General features: G+C 70.2%; 3 protein-coding genes. 1 reads left to right on the forward strand and 2 read right to left on the reverse strand.

Annotated features, from left to right (window positions below; translation table 11 throughout):
- Window positions 1-82 precede the first annotated feature (82 nt).
- Together ygfZ and GRX66_RS18560 are read right to left on the reverse strand one after the other, a co-directional pair.
- Window positions 83-1171 carry a CAF17-like 4Fe-4S cluster assembly/insertion protein YgfZ gene (ygfZ, locus tag GRX66_RS18555; protein ID WP_159527797.1) on the reverse strand — a complete coding sequence of 363 codons (1089 nt, stop codon included), beginning with the start codon at window positions 1169-1171 and terminating at the stop codon, window positions 83-85.
- 159 nt (window positions 1172-1330) lie between these two features.
- Window positions 1331-1627, reverse strand: coding sequence for a DUF6432 family protein (locus GRX66_RS18560; protein WP_159527798.1), 297 nt, complete (start codon window positions 1625-1627; stop codon window positions 1331-1333).
- An 81-nt stretch (window positions 1628-1708) separates the two neighbouring features.
- Between GRX66_RS18560 and GRX66_RS18565 the strand changes: the two genes are divergently transcribed.
- Window positions 1709-1922 (forward strand): DUF7093 family protein (locus GRX66_RS18565; protein WP_449271478.1); only part of this gene is annotated, 214 nt, incomplete at its 3' end.

Below are 1922 nucleotides of genomic sequence, written 5' to 3' on the forward strand. Positions count from 1 at the left end.
AACCCCCGGTGACCTCGTCGCGCTCGTCCGCGGCGGCGACGGCGGCGTCGACCGCCGGTCGCTCGCGCCGGACTCCTGACAATCAGTACTCGGGCAGCCGCGCCGATCGTTCGCCGCCCGCCACGAACGGCAGGGCCGCGAGTTCGCCGTCGACGTCGCCGTCCGCAGTCTCGACGGTCACGTCGCCGACCTCGACGTCGTAGTCGACGACTGCGAGCGCGACTCCCTGCTCGCGCATCGGACTCACTGCGGCGCGGGTGACCTCGCCGACGCTGTCCCCGTCCCTGGATACGGCAGCCCCCGCGCCCGGAAGGGATGCGTTCTCCGCGAGTTCGATGCCGACGAGGCGACCGCTCGGCTGCCCCCGGTTCCGTACCTTGGAGACGACTTCCTGGCCGACGAAACACCCCTTCTCGTAGTCGACGGCGTTGTCGAGGCCGAGCACGTTCGGGACGCGGTCGGCGAGTTCGGTCTCGAACAGCGGCGTGCCGGCCTCCAGCGTGAGCGTCGACCAGGTCCGCTGGCCGAACGGGACGGCGTTCAGCCCGCGAATCAGCAGCGTCTCGAAGACCGGGTCGGCGTCGTCGGCGCCGCAGACGACGACGTAGCCCTCCTCGCCCGCGAGGTTGTCGTCGCGGACGACAGTGACGCCCTCCTCCATCTCGCCGCGCACGAACGTCAGCGCGTCCTCCGGGGGGCTGTCGCCGCCGAGCGTGCTGGCGATCTTCTCCGTGGCCTTCGGCCCGTGGACGCCGAACACCCCGAACTCGTCCGTGGCGTAGGTGATGTCCACATCTTGAACGAACGTGCGCTCGCGCCACTCCTCGGCGATGCGCTCGCCCTCCCCGGCGGGCAGGAATAGGAGGAGGCTGTCGCCGGTCGCGAACGCGTAGCAGTCCACGCGAATCCGGCCCTGCGGGTCCAGCAGGAGCGCGTACGCGCCCTCGCCGTCCCCGGTCGGGACGCGGTTCGTCACCGTGTCGTCGACGAAGTCGTGGCGGTCCTCGCCCTCGACGACCAGGACGTCGAAGGCGTGCTCGGTGACGCCGACGCCGTTGCGCACCGCGCGGTGCGTGCGGGCGGGGCGGCCGTAGTCCTCGGGGAGCGCGCGGCCGGCAATCTCGCTGAACGACGCGCCGTGGTCCTCGTGGCGGTCCCTGACGACTGTCATTGCCCCACAATCGGGCGGTCACCGGGGTAAACCCACCGCATCACCACCGGCTCGACGGCGGCTACCCGGACGCACGATGGGGACGTTCAGGGCGTGCAGTAGGCAGCGACTGGGTTCGCCGTGTGGTGGAGTCCGGTCGCGGCGGGCCGTACGTCTCGGTCAGAGGCCGATTCGCCGGCGGATGGCGTCCAGCCAGGACGGTTCCTCCGCCTGCTCGTTGCCGTCGGGGATGACGCGCTCGTCGACGAGAAACACGGTGCGGCCGCCGTTCTCTTCGGCGTCGATGAGGCCGTCGGCTTTCAGGCTGCCGAGCGCGTCCTCCAGGTCGTCGATGGACGCGTCGACGTGGGAGCGCAACTCGAAGACCGTCATCCCCTCGCTGGGTCGTTCGACGAGGGCGTCGAGCACCGCCACCTCCGTCTCCCCCCGGTCGCGATACTCGGGCTTTGCCTGCATACGACGACCGACGTACGCCGGCGTCTTATCCGTATCCCCGAGCGGTAGTCTTTTGCCACTGGCTCGGATACTGACGTGCTAATGGGTCTCAGGTGTTCCCTGCTCGGACACGACTACGGGGATTCGTTCGTCGAGCGGGACCGCGAGGAGCGCGGCAACGAGGTGGTCGTGACTGAGCGCGAGCTCACGGAGTGTCTGCGGTGTGGCGCCGAGAAGGTCACCACGGAGAATACGGAAGTCCGCACCCTGCAGGCGGGCCGCGACGCCGACCCCGATTCGGCGGCCGCGGGCCCCG

It is taken from the genome of Halobacterium bonnevillei, assembly GCF_009831555.1.
Classification (GTDB): domain Archaea; phylum Halobacteriota; class Halobacteria; order Halobacteriales; family Halobacteriaceae; genus Halobacterium; species Halobacterium bonnevillei.

What these genes read in the sequence shown, in the direction of transcription:
- ygfZ (WP_159527797.1), bottom strand. Translation starts at nt 1,171, where the DNA reads ATGACAGTCGTCAGGGACCGCCACGAGGACCACGGCGCGTCGTTCAGC.
- GRX66_RS18560 (WP_159527798.1), bottom strand. Translation starts at nt 1,627, where the DNA reads ATGCAGGCAAAGCCCGAGTATCGCGACCGGGGGGAGACGGAGGTGGCG.